Annotated in this window: 16 protein-coding genes; 10 read left to right on the forward strand and 6 right to left on the reverse strand. The window is 66.8% G+C overall.

The genetic code is table 11. From position 1 onward, the window contains the following. Positions 1 to 75: 75 nt before the first annotated feature. Genes RBA41_RS08845 through RBA41_RS08855 form a run of 3 tightly spaced genes read right to left on the reverse strand, consistent with a single transcriptional unit; the run spans position 76 to position 3,160 of the window. A complete protein-coding gene (locus RBA41_RS08845) occupies positions 76 to 1,026 on the reverse strand; it encodes an esterase/lipase family protein (RefSeq protein WP_306623161.1) in 951 nt (316 codons plus the stop codon). Beyond that, a complete protein-coding gene (locus tag RBA41_RS08850) occupies positions 1,023 to 2,642 on the reverse strand; it encodes a GMC family oxidoreductase (protein WP_306623164.1) in 1,620 nt (539 codons plus the stop codon). The genes RBA41_RS08845 and RBA41_RS08850 overlap by 4 nt, the downstream gene beginning before the upstream one ends. Further along, entirely contained in the window at positions 2,639 to 3,160 is a 522-nt protein-coding gene (locus RBA41_RS08855) for a hypothetical protein (protein ID WP_306623167.1), read from the reverse strand. The genes RBA41_RS08850 and RBA41_RS08855 overlap by 4 nt, the downstream gene beginning before the upstream one ends. A 104-nt stretch (positions 3,161 to 3,264) precedes the next feature. Between RBA41_RS08855 and RBA41_RS08860 the strand changes: the two genes are divergently transcribed. Then, positions 3,265 to 3,963 carry a DUF8198 family protein gene (locus RBA41_RS08860; protein ID WP_306623170.1) on the forward strand — a complete coding sequence of 233 codons (699 nt, stop codon included), beginning with the start codon at positions 3,265 to 3,267 and terminating at the stop codon, positions 3,961 to 3,963. A 121-nt stretch (positions 3,964 to 4,084) separates the two neighbouring features. On the opposite strand, the gene RBA41_RS08865 is transcribed toward RBA41_RS08860, so the two are convergent. The 3 genes from RBA41_RS08865 to RBA41_RS08875 all read right to left on the reverse strand — a co-directional run bounded on the left by RBA41_RS08865 (position 4,085) and on the right by RBA41_RS08875 (position 5,999). Next, complete coding sequence (locus RBA41_RS08865) at positions 4,085 to 4,477, reverse strand: hypothetical protein (RefSeq protein WP_306623173.1); 393 nt, start codon at positions 4,475 to 4,477, stop codon at positions 4,085 to 4,087. Further along, the gene (locus tag RBA41_RS08870; RefSeq protein WP_306623176.1) at positions 4,474 to 5,160 is read right to left on the reverse strand and encodes a GNAT family protein; all 687 of its coding nucleotides are present in this window, start codon (positions 5,158 to 5,160) and stop codon (positions 4,474 to 4,476) included. The genes RBA41_RS08865 and RBA41_RS08870 overlap by 4 nt, the downstream gene beginning before the upstream one ends. A gap of 74 nt (positions 5,161 to 5,234) precedes the next feature. After that, positions 5,235 to 5,999 carry an RNA methyltransferase gene (locus RBA41_RS08875; RefSeq protein ID WP_306623178.1) on the reverse strand — a complete coding sequence of 255 codons (765 nt, stop codon included), beginning with the start codon at positions 5,997 to 5,999 and terminating at the stop codon, positions 5,235 to 5,237. Positions 6,000 to 6,177: 178 nt separating this feature from the next. Between RBA41_RS08875 and RBA41_RS08880 the strand changes: the two genes are divergently transcribed. From RBA41_RS08880 to RBA41_RS08920, 9 genes are all read left to right on the forward strand, one after another. Further along, the gene (locus RBA41_RS08880) at positions 6,178 to 6,957 is read left to right on the forward strand and encodes an inositol monophosphatase family protein (protein ID WP_306623352.1); all 780 of its coding nucleotides are present in this window, start codon (positions 6,178 to 6,180) and stop codon (positions 6,955 to 6,957) included. 246 nt (positions 6,958 to 7,203) lie between these two features. Next, positions 7,204 to 8,574 carry a DEAD/DEAH box helicase gene (locus RBA41_RS08885; protein WP_306623180.1) on the forward strand — a complete coding sequence of 457 codons (1,371 nt, stop codon included), beginning with the start codon at positions 7,204 to 7,206 and terminating at the stop codon, positions 8,572 to 8,574. A 141-nt stretch (positions 8,575 to 8,715) separates the two neighbouring features. Beyond that, the gene (locus RBA41_RS08890; protein ID WP_306623181.1) at positions 8,716 to 9,162 is read left to right on the forward strand and encodes a MarR family winged helix-turn-helix transcriptional regulator; all 447 of its coding nucleotides are present in this window, start codon (positions 8,716 to 8,718) and stop codon (positions 9,160 to 9,162) included. 5 nt (positions 9,163 to 9,167) lie between these two features. Then, positions 9,168 to 10,460: an MFS transporter gene (locus RBA41_RS08895; protein ID WP_306623183.1), complete on the forward strand. Its 1,293-nt coding sequence runs from the start codon at positions 9,168 to 9,170 to the stop codon at positions 10,458 to 10,460. Positions 10,461 to 10,604: 144 nt separating this feature from the next. Further along, positions 10,605 to 11,510, forward strand: a complete 906-nt coding sequence (locus tag RBA41_RS08900; RefSeq protein ID WP_306623185.1) for a hypothetical protein — start codon at positions 10,605 to 10,607, stop codon at positions 11,508 to 11,510. A 63-nt stretch (positions 11,511 to 11,573) separates the two neighbouring features. Beyond that, positions 11,574 to 12,617, forward strand: a complete 1,044-nt coding sequence (locus RBA41_RS08905; protein ID WP_306623188.1) for a DUF4214 domain-containing protein — start codon at positions 11,574 to 11,576, stop codon at positions 12,615 to 12,617. Further along, entirely contained in the window at positions 12,614 to 14,629 is a 2,016-nt protein-coding gene (locus RBA41_RS08910; protein ID WP_306623192.1) for a glycosyltransferase family 2 protein, read from the forward strand. The genes RBA41_RS08905 and RBA41_RS08910 overlap by 4 nt, the downstream gene beginning before the upstream one ends. A 74-nt stretch (positions 14,630 to 14,703) precedes the next feature. Then, complete coding sequence (locus RBA41_RS08915) at positions 14,704 to 15,282, forward strand: class I SAM-dependent methyltransferase (protein WP_374709519.1); 579 nt, start codon at positions 14,704 to 14,706, stop codon at positions 15,280 to 15,282. Next, positions 15,279 to 16,481 (forward strand): glycosyltransferase, encoded by a 1,203-nt coding sequence (locus RBA41_RS08920; protein ID WP_306623197.1) that lies wholly within the window; start codon positions 15,279 to 15,281, stop codon positions 16,479 to 16,481. The genes RBA41_RS08915 and RBA41_RS08920 overlap by 4 nt, the downstream gene beginning before the upstream one ends. Positions 16,482 to 16,512 lie beyond the last annotated feature (31 nt).

Here is a 16,512-nt window from a genome sequence, read left to right on the forward strand (position 1 = left end):
TGAAATCGGATTGTCCATGACAATCAATTTCACAATGACTCTATCACGCCTTTTGCCGATGTTGCTAAAGATTATCTAGGGTGTTGATAGCTTGCTAATTTCATCCATGAGGCGGGCCAGCACGCGCCGGTTGCGGCACAGCGCCACGTGGCCGACGCCGCCGAAGGCGATGTTGCGCGCGCCTTCGAGCACGCTGGAGGTTTGCGGGGCCACGATATTGTCGTGGTGGGTGTAGAAGGAGGTGATGAGGGCGCGCGTGGCCGCGCTTTCGCTCGCGCCCAGCGCGCGCAGCCAGGCGCTTTCGGGCGCCTCGGCGCCGGCCTGGCGCCGCATCTGGCTGGCGTTCAGGCCCACGCCCTTGCTGGCCAGGCTGGTGCCGTGGTGCGGCGTGCCGAGCGTGAAGACATGGGCCACGCGCGCGCTGCCGTGGGCGCGCAGATAGGCGCGCGCCACCAGCCCGCCCATGCTGTGCGCCACGATGATGACGCGCGGCGCGCCGCTCGCTTCGCATAGCGCGTCGGCGGCGCGATGGACCAGCGGCACGAAGTCGTCTATGCCGGCCAGGACCGGCTCCAGGTCGAGCGAGGCGTGGCTGATGCGCGCCGCGTCGAGCTGCCTGGTCAGGTGCGCCCAGTAGCCGCTGTTGCAGCCGTAACCGTGCAGCAGCAGCACCGGCGGCGCCGTACTGCCGGCATGAATGCGCTGGCGCGCCACCGCATGCGCCATGAACCACGACGATTGCAGCATGGTCGCCATGAATTCTTCGGCGAACAGGCGCAGCATGGCACCGGGACCGATCCGGAACGGCGCCGGCGTGGCGCTGGCAAAGCGCGCCGTCAGCACGAAATTGTTGGCCGTGATCAGCAGGCGCACCAGCAGCACGGCGCCCAGCCCGCAGGCCAGCGCCAGCCAGGGCGAGGCCACGCCGCCGAAGCGCATCGCCGCCAGCGCGATGGCGCACGCCGCCGCGGCCTGCGCCAGCAGCAGCCAGCGCAGCATGGCGCGCGTGCTCAGCGTCACATTCATGCCACCCGCGGGGCCGGCTTGCCGGTCAGTTCGCGCGCCAGCTCGCTCGCCAGGCGCGCCGTGACGGCATAGATCGATAATTGGGGATTGGCGCCGATCGCGGTCGGGAACAGCGAGCCGTCGTGCACCGACAGGTTGCGCACGCCGTGGTAGCGGCCATTCGCGCCCACCACCCCGCGCCGTTCGTCGTCGGACATGGTGCAGCCGCCCATCACGTGGGCCGAGACGATGCGCGTGATGTGCTCCCGCATCGGCAGCGCGGCGATGCCTTTTTTGGCGGCGTCCCAGCTGGTATAGCGTGCGGCCAGTTCGTGCACCGGCTGCACGCTGGCGGCGCCGGCCGCGAACTGGATTTCCGCCATCGACAGCATGGCGCGCCGCACGCCGTCCCACAGGAAATCGCTGATCGGATAGTCGAGCAGCGCCGCGCCGTCGCGCGTCAGGCCCACGCTGCCGCCCGGCGCGTCGGCATGGAAACCGTCGCGCAGCAGCGCCAGCAAGCCATGCACGTGCGGGAACTGGCGCATGGTGTCGGTATGCGCCTGGCCGTAGCCGGCCATGGTGGTCGAGAGCAGCAGCGGATGCAGGGGCGGCGCTTCGAGCTTGTAGCCGATCGGCCCGTCGACCGGGCCGGTCTCGAGGAAGTGGTCGGAATAGATGGTCTGCGGCGCGCCGGCATAGCCGTCCACGCGCTGCGCGAAGATGCCGGCCGAGATCACGGTCGGATGCAAAAAGGTGCGCCTGCCGAGCAGCCCGTGGGGATTGGGCGCGCGCGAGCGCAGCAGCAAGGCTGGCGAATTGATCGCCCCGCCGGCCACGATGAAGTGCCTGGCCCGCAGCGTGAGCACGCGCCCGGTCGCGGCCAGCCCGCTCGCGTCCATCGCTTCGCACAGCAGGCTGTCGACGGCGTCGCCCTTGAACACCAGGCGCTGGGCGCGCGCATGGGTGACCAGGGTGGCGCCGTGGCTGAGCGCCGACGGGATGGTGGTGACCAGCATCGACTGCTTGGCGTTGGTCGGGCAGCCCATGCCGCAGTAGCCCAGGTTCCAGCAACCCTTGACGTTGCGCCGGATGGCGCCGGTCGCGATGCCCAGGCGGGCGGCGCCGCGCTTGAGCAGGTCGTTGTTTTCGTTGGGCGGGGCCTGCCACTCGCCCACCGAGAGGCGCGCTTCCATCATGTCGAACCAGGGCGCCAGCAGCTCCGGCGTGTAGCTGGCCAGGCCGAAATTCTTCTGCCAGTAGTCCAGGGTCGGCTTCGGGGTGCGAAAGCTCGACGTCCAGTTCACGGTGGTCGAGCCGCCCACGGTACGGCCCTGCAGGATGTTGATGGCCTTGTCGCGCGTCTTGCGCGCGGCCGATTCCTGGTACAGCGCCGGATAGGCGTCCGCTTCGCGCATCTTGAAGTCCTTCGAGGACTTGAGCGCGCCCTCCTCGACGATGACGACCTTGAGCCCGGCCAGCGCCAGGATCTCGGCGCTCACGCCGCCCCCGGCGCCGCTGCCGATGATGACCACGTCGGCAAGGATGGTGCGGTCGGCGGCCAGGCTGGCGCCGTCGATGACGTTCCAGCCGGCCGCGATGCCGGCCGCGATCGGATCGGGGATGGGGCTGCTCATGCCAGTTCCTTCATCGGGCCGGGATAGCCGATGCCGGCCCAGCTGGACGGATCGGCATACCAGGAACCGATGATCAGGTCATGCAGCGCGTGGTAGGCGCTTTGCAGCATGCCGAGGCGGTGAAAGCGCCAGTCGTGCAGGAACACGCCGACCTGCTCGACGCTGGCGCCGGCCCAGCCGCCCGACACGCCCGCCAGCAGGCGCCGCGCGGGCGCCAGCGAGAGCAGTCCGAACAGGTCCTGGACTTCCTTTTGCGCGGCCAGCGGCAGGCCCAGGATGGCCTGGTGCACGCGCGCGGTGGTAGCCGTCACGGCGGCCAGGCGCGCGAGCGGGTCGGCCGGCAGGGCCCCGGCCAGCATGGCCGGCACGATGGCGTCGATGGCCGCCTTCGCTTCGCCGTCGAGGGCAAAGCGGCCCAGCGGCGAGGGATGGGTGTAGCGATAAATGCCGCCGCCTGCCGCCAGGGTCAGCGCGGCCAGCGCGCCAACCTTGAGAAAGGTTCTGCGTTTGGTCTCCATGTCGTTGTTTTCCATGCTATTTTTGGGGTAGTGTACGCCAAAGGGCATGGCATAAAATCCAACAAACTAGAGTGAACCGTCTAGACGTTTCTGGTACAAAGCGAATGAATAAAGACAAACTGGCCGCCGAACTCGAACAGCACCTGCGCCAGCTGGCGGCCGGGCGCGCGCTGGCACGGCGCGATCCGGCCCTGCAGGCGGCGCGCACGGCCGTCAAGCGCTACCAGTCAGCCCGCCTGGCCGCCACCCACCCCGACCTGCTGGCCGCGCCCGACACGCGCGAGGCTGCCGCTTTTTTCCTCAACGATATCTATGGCGCGCACGACCTGGAGCGGCGCGAGGCCGACCTCGAACGCATCGTCCCCAGCCTGCAGCGGCTGTTGCCGTACGAATCGCTGCACACGATCACGGGCGCGATCGCGCTCGACGCCCTGACCGAACAGCTCGATACGGCCATGGCGCGGGTGCTGGGGGCCGACTTCGACCAAGGCGCGTACCTGCTTACCTACCGCAGCGCCACCGCGCCCGAGGAGCGCGCGCGCCAGCTCGACCTGGTGCAGCAGCTGGGCGACTCGCTGTGCGCGCTGGTGCGCATTCCCCTGCTCTCGCTGACCTTGTCGGTGATGCGCGGGCCGGCCAGGCTGGCCGGCGTGACCGACCTGCACCAGTTCCTCGAACGCGGTTTCAGCACCTTCAAGAAAATGAAAAAGCCGGCCCAGTTCGTCGACACCATCGTCGGGCGCGAGCGGCGCGCCATGGGGCATATTTACAGCGGGCGCAGGGAACCGTTCGATGTGTTCTAGCGTTACGGGGGCGCGAGTGCGAACGATGACGATGAATCCGGCGGGCGTCAACCATTTGCGGGCAGCCAAGCACTCGGGCCGCTCGCCAAGTAAATAAAAACTGCCGGGCCCCGGGTATGCGCTATTCGCCCAAGTCTTCGCCGGTCAGGACGGTCAGGTCGTCGTGCGTTTTCGACGCGAAGAAGCGGGCTACATCGGGAGCGTGAATGCGGACCCGCACCGCCTTGTTTTTCTGAACCGCCTGATCCATACGCTTTGTTTGGCCCTGGCTGTTGAAGCGGGGTGACTCGCTTCCTTCCGGTATGTGCGCGGACACGGGTTCAGGCGCCCGCGCTTGCGCATGGCGCCCCGCTAATCGATCCCCCGCGTCCGGCTTCGCCTCTGCACGGCTCGTCGCGACGTCGGGCATCTCGACCTTGCCGTTGCGGGCATTCTGTTTAATTGTCTCTCTTAGTGCCGCCAGCGGGGTCGGCCGCAAGGTTTTTCCCTTGCCATAAGTTATCGTTGCCATCACGAACCCATATCCTGAATGATTTCCGCAATGCGCCTCATCGACCAACTGTCAACACTCGACACATCGAACTCCATGATACACCCGGCGCCGTGTTGCTCCCATAGAGAATAAAGCCCATGATCCCACAAATGAGAGATGCGAAGACATCCTTGCACATAATCAAAGTCGATGTCGTCCAAGTCCTTTTGCATTCTTTGCAAAACATCCACGTCGACAAGCGCGTCGTACCCTAATTTCGGCCATACCCGCCATCCGACATCGGGAGGATTTGCGGCGTTGGCGATAATTTTCGTGAAACCTAGTTCGAAAGCCGCCCTCGCCTCCGTTGCCAGCGCGAACGTTCCAATCCCCTGCTGGCGATAGGCTTTCCTTAAATAAAATTCTACATTGTGCATAACGCGAATGACGACATTTCCTTCCGGCACAAGCAAGATTTCTCTGCGCATTGGGCGTTCCAGAACGTCATGTTTCACGACAAGCAAAATCGCGTCAATCTGCCCCCATGCTGTGTTGCGGGGCTTGATTTTTACATCGATCGTCGAGCCGTCGAAAGCGCCTGCCAATTCCCATAGCCGTTCCGTGACATCGATGCCGTCCATTCCAATAGGAAAAATGCCCGTCGAGTCAATCAATTTGACCTGACCTGTGAAGGAAATCGGGACCGGCATCAACGCCTGCGACATACATCCTCCTCGATGTAAAGTATCCCGAATATTCTAACCTTCGGTACGTCAGCGCAGCTTAGTGCTGTGTCACTTTACGTGCGCGCCTTGAGGATATGGCGCGCGATCCCGCGCAGGATGTTCACTTCCTCGGTTTCCAGCTGGGTGCGCGAAAACAGGCGTTTCAGGCGCGGCATGAGCTTTTTGGGATTGTCTGCATCGAGAAACTCGATCGCCACCAGGGCCTGCTCCAGGTGCGCATACATGCCCTCGATCTGTTCCAGGCTGGCCGCGTCGCCATGAAAGCCGATCGCGCTCGGCGCCGCTTCCCCGTTCTCGCTGGCCATGCCGGCCACCCGGCATTCGTAGGCCAGCACCTGGGCCGCCTGGGCCAGGTTGAGCGAGGAATAATCGGGATTGGCCGGGATATTGATCAGCACATTGCACTGCTCGACGATCTGGTTGGGCAAACCGAAGCGCTCGTTACCGAAAATGAGCGCGGCCGACAGCTCGCCCTGCCCCGCCACATGGCCGGCAACATCGCGCGGAGTCCACACCGGCGGCGAAAATTCGCGCAGCCGGGCCGAGACGGCGGCGGCAAAGTTGCAGCCTTCCAGGGCCTCGCCGATGCTGCCGACGATGCGCGCGCCGGCCAAGACATCCTGGGCGCCGCTGGCAAAGGCCACCGCTTCCGGGTCCCGCAGGGCGTCGGGAAAGCGCGGATTGACCAGTACCAGGTCGCCGAAGCCCATCGTTTTGATGGCGCGCGCGACCGCGCCGATATTGCCGGCGCGGCTGGTCTCGACCAGGACAAATCGGAGGCGTTTGAAAACAGACGTGTTGATTTCGGGCGTGTTCATTTAAAATAGCGCTATCGCGCAGTAGCGGATCGTTAAAAACAGGGCTGACCAGCCCGCGATTTTAACCAGTTCGCCGCCGCACCGCTCTTTAATTCATTCTTGTTCACTACCGTTCGCTGCGCCCAAGGGGGCGCCGTGGGCGTTAGCGTTCTTTTAACGGAAGCTCTACATGCACCCAATGCTCAATACGGCGATCAAGGCAGCTCGCCGCGCCGCCACCGTGATCCAGCGCGCGTCGTTCGACATCGACCGGATCAGTGTTACTGAAAAACAACACAACGATTTCGTCACCGATGTCGACCAGGCGGCCGAACAGGCGATCATCGAAACCTTGCTCAAAGCCTATCCCGACCATGCGATCCTGGCCGAGGAATCGGGTGCATCCGCCAACCTGAACGACGAGAGCGAATTCGCCTGGATCATCGACCCGATCGATGGCACCACCAATTTCATGCACGGCTACCCCAACTATTGCGTCTCGATCGCGCTGGCCCAGCGCGGCATCGTCACGCAAGCCGTCATCTACGATCCGGTCCGCAATGACCTGTACACCGCCAGCAAGGGCGCCGGCGCCTACCTGAACGACAAGCGTATCCGCGTCACCAAGCACGACCGCCTGGCCAACACCCTGCTGTGCTCCGGTCACGGCGCCGGCCCGCGCGCCCTGGCTGAATACATGAAGATGTACGGCGTCGTCGCCGAACGCTGCCAGGCCGTGCGCAGCGCCGGTTCGGCCGCGCTGGAACTGGCCAACGTGGCCGCCGGGCGCAGCGACGGCTTCTACGAAAAGGGCTTGAAAGCCTGGGATATCGCCGCCGGCTCGCTGCTGGTGACGGAAGCGGGCGGCATCGTCGGCGAGTTCAACGGCGAATCGGCCTACCTGCACAAGGGCGACATCATCGCCGCCAGCCCCAAGGTGTTCGGCCAGATGGTCACGCTGTTGGCGCCTTTCGCGTAAAATACTGTAGTACGCTGTACTGGAGGCCTTGTCCGGCCTCCGCTTTCCCTCCGCCAGGCTTAACAAGCCGCACGTGAAATTTCCACAGCGAAACTGATTTCTGTTAAATTTAGCATCGCTGTGTATGCTGCAATGTCGGGTGGCTCCGTTTCCAGTGCCTTTGCCACCACGATTTTCTAATATTGATTGCCTGCGACTGGCGCTTTCTGCAATGAGCGACGGGCCGATCTCCACCATAAAGTTATCATGTCATTTTCTAAACTCGGCCTGTCCGATGCTATCGTTCGCGCCGTAACCGAACACGGTTACACCGTCCCGACCCCGATCCAGACCCAGGCGATTCCCGCCGTGCTGAACGGCGGCGACCTGCTGGCGGGCGCACAGACGGGCACCGGCAAGACCGCCGGTTTTACCCTGCCGATTTTGAACCGCCTCTCGACCGACGCCATCGGCGCGGCCTTGAGCAGCAAAACCTCGACCCGCTCGGTGCGCGCGCTGATCCTGACCCCGACCCGCGAACTGGCGGCCCAGGTCGAGGAAAGCGTGCGCGTGTACGGCAAGTACACCCAGCTCAATTCGGCCGTCATCTTCGGTGGCGTCGGCATCAATCCGCAGATCAAGCAGCTCAAGCATGGCGTCGACATCCTGGTGGCCACCCCGGGCCGCCTGCTGGACCACATGGAACAGCGCACGGTCGACCTGTCGAAGGTCGAAATCCTGATCCTGGACGAAGCCGACCGCATGCTCGACATGGGTTTCATCCGCGACATCAAGAAAGTGCTGGCGGCCCTGCCGGCCAAGCGCCAGAACCTGCTGTTCTCGGCCACCTTCTCGGAAGAGATCAAGGCCCTGGCCGATGGCTTGCTGAACAAGCCGGCCATGATCGAAGTGGCGCGCCGCAATTCGACGGTGGAAGTGATCGCCCAGAAGATCCACCCGGTCGACCGCGACAAGAAGCATCCGATGCTCTCGCACCTGATCAAGTCGAACAAATGGACCCAGGTGCTGGTATTTACCCGCACCAAGCACGGCGCCAACAAGCTGGTCGAACAGCTCGGCGCCGACGGCATCGGCGCGATGGCGATCCACGGCAACAAGAGCCAGTCGGCGCGCACCAAGGCGCTGTCGGAATTCAAGGATGGCGCCCTGCAGGTGCTCGTTGCCACCGACATCGCCGCGCGCGGTATCGATATCGACCAGTTGCCGCACGTGGTCAATTACGACCTGCCGAACATTCCTGAAGACTATGTGCACCGCATCGGCCGTACCGGCCGCGCCGGCGCCACCGGCGAAGCCGTGTCGCTGGTCTGCGTGGACGAGCACGACATGCTCAAGGATATCGAGAAGCTGATCAAGCAGACCCTGCCGCGTCAGATCATCGCCGGTTTCGAGCCGGACCCGACCGCACGCGCACAGCCTGTGCAATTGCGTAGCGGTGCGCCAGGCCATGGCGGCCGCGGTGGCCGCTCCGGCGGCGGCCAGGTGGTCAAGGTCGGCGGCGGCGGTGGCCGTGCTCCGGCCAAGCCACGCAGCGCCGGCGGCGGCGGCGGCGGCACTGCCGGCGCGCGCGGTCCGCGTCCTGCCGCGCCGCACCGCTCGGGCGGCCGCGGCCGCTAAGCAATCCCCCGGCGCGCGCCGGCGCGCGTGGCCACCGATTCGCCCATCCGCAACGATGGGCGAAATAAGTGGCCACGCGTTTTAAAAGCAGATATACTTGCGTACTCAAACATCTATACCGTATTCATAAAGGATGACGCAATGAACGAATTGAATTCCCACGCCGAACTCTGCCTGCGCATGGCACGCGCCAACGCGGCCCTGCTGCGCCGTTTCGACAACTCGCTGGGCGGGCATCACGGCATCAGCTTTTCCGATTTCCAGATTCTGAACCACCTGAGCCGGGCGCCGGGCGGACGCCTGCGCCGGGTCGACCTGGCCGAGCGCCTCGGGCTGACCGCATCCGGCATCACGCGCAGCTTGCTGCCGCTGGAGAAAATCGGCCTGGTCACGCGCGAAGCCGATCCGCGCGACGCCCGCGTCGGCTTTGCCGTCATCACCGCCAGCGGCAAGGAACTGGCGCTCCATGCCAGCGATGTCGTCGACCTGATCAGCCGGGAAGCGCTGCGCCCGTTCGCGCCGGACCAGCTCGAAGCGATGTCGGCCATCCTGGGCCAGATCGCCGGCATTAACCTGAGCAACAGCTAGCCTGTATGAACGATCAACGAAGCGCCCGCGCCGCCCTGCTGCGCGAACCGAACTTCCGCTGGACCATCGGCGGCGCCATCATCACCTCGCTGGGCGACCAGTTCACCCTGATCGCCCTGCCCTGGCTGGTGCTGGTGAGCACCGGCGATCCGCTCAAGATGGGCCTGGTGATCGCGATGATGAGCATACCGCGCGCCATTTTCATCCTGCTGGGCGGCGCGCTGGTGGACCGCTACTCACCCAGGTCGGTGCTGATGATCACCAGGTTCGTCAACGCCGCCCTGCTGGCCCTGCTGGCAACGATGGTCTTCGCCAACCGGATCAGCTTGCCGGTGGTGTGCACCCTGGGGGTGCTGATCGGCTTCGCCTCGGCCTTCAGCATTCCGGCCGGCACTTCGATGCTGCCCACCGTGGTGGCGCCGGCCCAGCTGCCGATGGCCAACGCCATCATGATGGGCGTGCGCCAGCTGACCATGCTGGCCGGGCCGCTGCTGGCGGGCCTGCTGTTCGCGCTGTTCGGCGATGGCAGCGCCAACACCCGCGCCCCGGGCGCGGCCGGCGGCATCGGGGCCGCGTTCGCCCTGGATGCGCTCAGCTTCCTCGTGGCGACCTGGACTTTGTCGAAGGTGCGCGCCTTGCATGTCGCGCCGCCAGGGTCGCCCGAACCGGTGCTGCGCGCGGTCGGCGCCGGCATTGCCATGGTCTGGAGCGACACGGCGCTGCGCACCTGCATGCTGTACTGGGGCCTGTGTGCCTTCGTGGTGGGCGGCACCATGCAGGTGGCGCTGCCGGTGCTGGCCGGCAACGTGCTGCACGGGGCCTCGGCGCTGGGGCTGATCATGGGCGTGCACGGGGCCGGCAGCCTGGCCGGGATGGCGCTCAGCGGCGTGCTGGGCAAGTTCCGGGTGCGCAATTTCGGCACCACCGTGCTGCTGGTCGACGTGCTGGTCGGGCTGCTGCTTGTTCCGCTGGGTCTGGTGGCGGCGAGCTGGCAGGCCGCCGGGCTGATGCTGGTGATCGGCGTGCTGGGGGGCTACATGCAGGTGGCCGTGTTCAGCTGGCTGCAGCAGCGCGTGCCGCGCGCCATGCTGGGGCGGGCGATGAGCATCTTCATGTTCATCTTCATGGGGGTGGCGCCACTGTCGGCGGCGCTGACGGGGTGGCTGCTGCAACACATGTCGCTGGCGCAATTGTTTGGTGGAGCGGGACTCTTCCTGATGGGAACGGCGCTGCTGGCCTGGCTGCTCACACCGATGAGCACGGTGTCCGACAAACCGTCACCGCCGGCACAAGCCTGAAGCAAGCGACCTTAGCATGACCTCCATTTTTACAACACTCTGAATTAAAAGAGGCAGACTCAATCGCGCATACATGCCTTTGCGTTATAGTTTTCAGACACGAAACTTAACCGTCTTATTATTTTTGTGTCTGGTACCTGCTCAATGGAAATTACCGGCTCCACCGTCACACTCCAGCCTGGCATGTATATCCTGCGCCATCCGACCGGGAACAAGGCCGCGCTGAGCATCGCGCGCGCCCCCGGCGACGGCGCCACGCAGGGGAAGATGGAATTACTCAGCACAGCGGGCACCCACGGCAGCGTGCTGCGCGACGGCGCCGACTGCATCGTGCTGCACATCAGCGAAGCGCCCGTCACCTTGCTGGTCAGCGCCTTTCTGGAAAACAAAGACTCCCCCGTTCCGGCACTGCGTGTCGACCAGATCGCGCTCGAGCGTGCGAGCGTGCCGCCACTCAGGCGGGCACCCGGCGCCGTCCTGTCCACGCCGGCCGACCCGGGCGCCGCCGCGATCGCCATCAGCCCCCAGGGCATGACCCTCATCGGTCACATCGAGCGCGACGGCGACGTCATGGCCGCCCCCGGCGCCGTGCTCGGCGACCCGGACAGCCTGCTGCGACTGGAAGGCTTCCAGGTCATGTGGCCCGACCGTCCGCACGGCGTCGACCTCGCGTACAGCATCGCGGTGGAAGGCGGCGGCGTGCTGCCAATGGTCAAGAGCGGCAAATTCTGCGGCACCCGCAACGAGGCCAGACGCATCATCGAAGTGAGCTTCGCCCTGATCGGACCGGCCGCCAGCCAGTGGCACCTGGAAGGAACGGCGTACTTCAGCGGTGGCTACCAGGCGCCGGTGCACTCGGCCGTGCCGCTCAGCGGCCCCTCGGGGCTCGAACATCTGACCGCGATCACCCTGCACGCGCGCCCCGGCCAGGCCGCCGCCAGCGAACGCAACCCATGGCTGGAATCGGCTACCACCAAAGTATTCAAGGCAACAGCCGCGCAAGCCGGGCAGGTCCAATCGGCTGACAGAGCTGAAGAGCTTGCTTCATGAACCACGTCTCGTAGCCACTTACGATCGCGGCGGCACGTCTTAACGACCAGAGGAGAATAATCGATGTATCAACTATCAAGCAGTGCAACCACCACGACCCTGATGAATCTGAATTCGACGCTCTTTACGCAGGGAACGATCGATCGCATCCTGGCATTGACGGCCTCGGTCGACAAATTGGTGTCCTTCGATACGGTGACGCCCAATGCGGGCGGCAAGCTTCCCGTTAGCGCGACCAGCGAGGTGCTGCTGGTGGCCACTTCCGACACCGCCCAGACCACCATTGTCGGCGGCGACAGCGCGCCGGTCACGATTTTCCAGGGCAAGGGCGGGGTCAATGCGCGCTTCGAAGATGCGCGTCCGACCGACCTGCCCTACACGGTTCCCGAACGGATCGTGGTCGGCACCAACGGCACCGACAAGTTCGTCATCGCCGATGACCGCAACACCCAGCTGAGCCTGGGCAGCGGTAACAGCGTCGTGTCGAGCATCGGCACCAGCTACGATACCATCGTCGCCGGTCTGGGCAACAGCACCATCGTCGGCGGCAATTCCGGCAATGCGATCGTGCAACTGAAGGGCAATGCGTCCGACTACAAGGTCACGGTCCAGGATGGCCATGCCATCGTCACCAACCTGGGCACGCTCAAGACCACCGACATCAGCAAGCTCCAGTTCGTCCAGCTCGACGGCGGCCAGGCGCTGGTATTCGCCAGCGACGCCAAGGAAGCCAGCGTGAGTACCCTGTACTCGGCCGCGCTGGGCCGCACGCCCGACGCCAAGGGCCTCGAATTCTGGATGGATGCGGTGCGCTCCGGCGTTTCCCTGGAAAGCATCGCGCAAGGCTTCCTCGATTCGAGCGAGTACAAGGCCAAGCCGCAGCTCAGCGATCAGCAATTCCTCGACGGCCTGTACCTGCGCACCTTCAACCGCGCGCCCGATGCCGAGGGCCTGGCCTACTGGAACAATGTGCTCGACAGCGGCGTCTCGCGCGCCTCGGTGCTGGCCGGCTTCATTTCCGTGGCCGGTAACAGCCTCGATGGCACCGGCAACTATATCGAGCCGGTCGTGGTCGGTTCGGTGACCATCGTTCATAATATTGTTTGAACGCGACCGCTGCCGTCCAGGGCACGCCAGCTGCGCCAGCCTGGAGCGCGTCGCGCCTGCGCGAGGATTTCCTGCTCGCGCAGGCGGTCGACGCTCTCCAGGAAGGCTGGCCGGCCGACGCCCTGCTGGCCGCCGAAGCGGCGTGCCGCCGCCATGCGGAGGCCGCCATTCCGGCGCTGCTGCGCGCCACCATCCTGCAAGCGTCCCGTTCCGACTTCAGTAGTGCGGCGTGGTGCCACGCCTGGCGCCGCGATCCGCAAGATGCACGGCTCCAGGATTTGCTGATCAACGATTGGCTCGCCCACGGCGAGCGCGCCCGCATCGCCGCACTGGCGCCGGCGCTGTTGCCGGCCCGCTGCCGCGCCGCCAGCCACGCCGGCTTGCTGCCCAGCTTGCGCAAAGCCGCCTGCCTGCCGGCCGGGGCTTGCTGGCGCGCCGGCGCCGCCATCGAAGGCATGCTGTTCGAGGCCCACGCGGGCGCCTCGGTCCAGCTGTGCCTGCGCGACGAACTGACCCAGGAAAACCATGACGTGCGCCTGCCGCCCGGCGCGGCCGGGGCGCGCTTTTCCTTCGTGCCGCCGCATCCGGACGGGGTCTGGTCGCTGGCCCTGGCCGGCGCCACCGCCGCCCTGCCCGGCTCGCCCCTGGTCTTTGCCGTCCCGCGCGCCTTGTCCGCCGCGCAGTCCAGCACCGCGCCCGCGCCCACGCCCGCGCCCGCGCCGCTGAGCGTACTCATCCCGGTCCACAGCGGCCTGGCGCACGTGCAGGCCTGCATCGCCAGCGTCCTGGCCAGCCTGCCCGCCAACCACGGGGTCGGCGGCGTACTGGTGATCGATGACGCCAGTCCCGAGCCGGCGCTGGCGGCCTGGCTTGACGCCGAACACGGCGCCGGCCGGATCGGCCTGCTGCGCAACCGCTACAACCTGGGCTTCGTCGAAAGCGTCAACCGCGGCCTGCGCCAGTTGCCGGGCCACGACGTGCTCCTGCTCAATGCCGACACCCTGGTCCACGGCGACTGGCTGGACCGCCTGCGCGCCGCCCTCTACCGGGCCGACGATATCGCGGCCGTGGCCCCGTGGTCGAACAATGGCGAAATCAGCAGTTTCCCCAGCATCGCCAGGGCCGCCCCGGCACCGGACGCGGCCGGCCTGGCCCGCCTCGACGGGCAGGCCAGCGCCCTGCACCGCGCCGGCGCCTGCGCCGACGTCGATGTGCCGGCCTGCTGCGGCTTCGCCATGCTGATGCGCGCCGGCGCGCTCGCCGCGATCGGCGGGCTCGACGGCAACGCCATCGAGCGCGGCTATGGCGAGGAAGTCGACTGGTGCCTGCGCGCGGCCGCCGCCGGCTACCGCCACCGGATCGCCACCGGCGTGTATGTGGCCCATGCCGGCGGGGTCTCGTTCGGCGACGAAAAACACCTGCGGGTACGCCAGAACCGCGCCGTGCTGATGGCGCGCTATCCGCACTACTACAGCGCCTACCAGCGCTTCCTGCAAGACGATCCGCTGGCCGCCGCGCGTGCCTGCCTGGCCGCATCGCTGGCGCCCGCGGCGCCCGCCAGCGCTGCGCCGCCCGCGCCGCTGCCGGCGCCGCTGGCGTCCTCGTGCACCCGGATCGCGGTCCTCGCCCATTGCGCCGCGGGGGCGCTGGCGGCCGCCGTGCTGGCGCTGGCGCGCCTGGTCGCCGCGCGCACCGACCTGGCCCTGCGCCTGCTGGTGATCGGCGAGGTCAGCGAAACGCTGTGGCGCACCGGCGTGGTCGACGTGGTCGCGCCCGCCAGCGGGGCAAGCTTGCTCAGCGACAGCGACCTGATCGGCCTGAGCGGCTGCATCGTGCTGCTCGCGGCCGACCCGGCGCAGGCCCGCGTCGCCATCGACACGGTGCGCCTGGACCCCGGCTTCGATGCCGGCAGCTGGTTTTCGGCCTTGCTGGCCAGGGCCCACGTGGCCCCGCGCCCGGCCCTGGCGCCTCTTCATTTTGCCAACCCGGGCAGCACGGGGGCGCGATCATAGCGCAGCCGGGCGACAGCGGCGTAGTAGCGCGCCCCCTGTCCGACGACTGCGCCGCCGCGCGCCCGCGCCAGCTGCTGCACGTCGGCTGCGGCGCGCGCGGCACGCGCGACTTGCCGGCTTGCCTGCGCGGCCCCGCATGGCGCGAAATACGGCTCGATATCGACCCCGCCGTCGAACCGGACATCGTGGCCAGCATCGGCGACCTGCACATGGTGGCCGACGCCAGCATCGATGCCATTTTCTCCTCGCACAACCTGGAGCACCTCGATGCCTTCGCGGTGCCGCGCGCCCTGGCCGAATTCCACCGCGTGCTGCGCGCCGACGGCTACGCCCTGATCACCCTGCCCGACCTGCGCGCCATCGCCCTGCACATTGCCGCCGACCAGCTCGACGCGCCGCTGTACCAGTCGCCCGCCGGTCCGATCAGGCCGTTGGACATGCTGTTCGGCCACCAGGCCGCGCTGGCCGCCGGCCACCGGCACATGGCGCACCGCAGCGGCTTTACCGCCACGACCCTGGGGCGCAGCCTGCTGGCGGCGGGCTTTCACGAAGTGCGCGTGCACGAAGGCCGGCACTGGGACCTGTGGGCCGTGGCCAGCATGCCCGCCACCGGCGCCGCCGTGTGGGACGAGCTGGCGCGGGTGATGCAATGAAGATCCTGTTCATCCATCAGAATTTCCCGGCCCAGTTCCTGCACCTGGCGGGCGACCTGGCGCAGCGCGGGCATCAGGTCGTTGCGCTGTGCCGCAACGCGCGTGCGGCGCCGCCCGGGGTCGCGCTGCGCCCTTACCAGTTGCTGCGCCCGGCGATGCCCGAGATCCATCCGCTGCTGGCCGAGCAGGAAAGCCAGGTGCGCCACGCCGAAGCCTGCGCCGCCGCCGCCATGCAGCTGCAGCGCGAAGGCTTCGCGCCCGACATCGTGCTGGCCCATCCGGGCTGGGGCGAGGCGCTGTTCATCAAGGATGTGTTCCCGGACGCCAGACTGCTGCTCTATTGCGAATACTATTACGCGCTCGAAGGCCAGGATGTCGGCTTCGATCCCGGGCTGCCTCCGCTCAGCATGCCCGAACGCTGGCGCCTGCGCCTGCGCAACAGCACCAATCTGCTGAGCATGCAACTGGCCGACGCCGCCATCGCGCCCACCCGCTGGCAGCGCGACACCTATCCGGCCTGGGCGCGCGACAAGATCAGCGTCATCCATGACGGCATCGACAGCGAGCGGCTGCGCTTTAACCCGCAGGCACGCCTGGCCTTGCCGGGCCTGGCCGCACCGTTCGCGCCGGGCGATGAAGTGATCAGCTTTGTGGCGCGCAACCTGGAACCGATGCGCGGCTTCGATGTGTTCATGCGCGCGCTGCCGGACGTGCTGCGCCGCCGCCCGCACGCGCACGCGATCGTGGTCGGCGGGGACGAGGTCGGCTACGGCTATCCCGCTCCGGGCGGGCGCAGCTGGAAACAGCACATGCTCGCCGAGGTCGGCGCGCGGCTGGACCTGTCGCGCGTGCATTTCGCCGGCCAGCTGAGCCCGCGCGAATACCTCGACCTGCTCAGCATCAGCCGCGTGCACGCCTACTGGAGCGCGCCCTTCGTGCTGTCCTGGTCGTTCCTGGAGGCGGCCCTGAGCGGCGTGCCGGTGCTGGCCTCGGCCACCGCGCCGGTGCTCGAATTCGCCGCCGCCCTGGGCGTGCGCTGCGTGCCGTTTTTCGATGCCGCCGCCTGGGCCGATGCCATCGCCGAGCGCTGCGCGGGCGGCGCGCAGCCGCGCCAGGCGCCGCCGCCCTTGCCGCAACTGGTGCTGGAGACCTGCCTGGCGCGCCAGCGCCAGTGGCTGGCAACGGCGCTGGCGACATGAAACCCCGTTTTTCTTACCGCACCTGGAGAAC

It is taken from the genome of Massilia scottii, from assembly GCF_030846495.1.
GTDB lineage: Bacteria > Pseudomonadota > Gammaproteobacteria > Burkholderiales > Burkholderiaceae_D > Telluria_A > Telluria_A violaceinigra.